Raw genomic sequence first — 452 nt, 5'->3', positions numbered from 1 at the left:
GCGAGCACCGGCGCGACGGGCAGGCCGGCCGCGTTGACGAGGCCGGCGGTCCAGTGGTTGCACACGTTGGTCCAGGAGAACCGGCCTGCGCCCCGGTAGAACAGGCTCGGCCCGTAGAGGCCGGGGCCGACGTCGACCGGATGGCCGCCGGCGAGCGCGAAGCCGGTTTCCAGCCGCGCGAGGAGCTTTTCCAGCCCGGCGGCCGAGACCGGGATCGCCAGGATGTCGGCGTGCGGAAAGCTCGCGCGTGGGTTCGCGTCGAGGCCGACCACCTGGATCACGCCGTCGCTGCCGCCGGGCGTGAACAGGGCGCCGAGCGCCAGCCGCCAGTCGAACTCCGCCAGCGTCGGCGTCGCCGCGTAGAACCGGGCCTCGCCCCAGCCGAACTCGAGCGTCGGGTAGGCGCGGAACCGCACGGCGATGTCGCGGAGCGCCGGCCCCGCCCCCGGCCC

1 protein-coding gene is annotated in these 452 nt (G+C 75.4%); it reads right to left on the bottom strand.

Annotated features, from left to right (window positions below):
- Positions 1-452, bottom strand: a 452-nt coding sequence (locus FV223_RS29860; protein ID WP_147730151.1) for a DUF2459 domain-containing protein, incomplete at both ends; no start/stop codon positions are given.

Source organism: Methylobacterium sp. WL116, from assembly GCF_008039455.1.
GTDB lineage: Bacteria > Pseudomonadota > Alphaproteobacteria > Rhizobiales > Beijerinckiaceae > Methylobacterium.
This window is presented reverse-complemented; position numbering and strand designations above follow the sequence as displayed.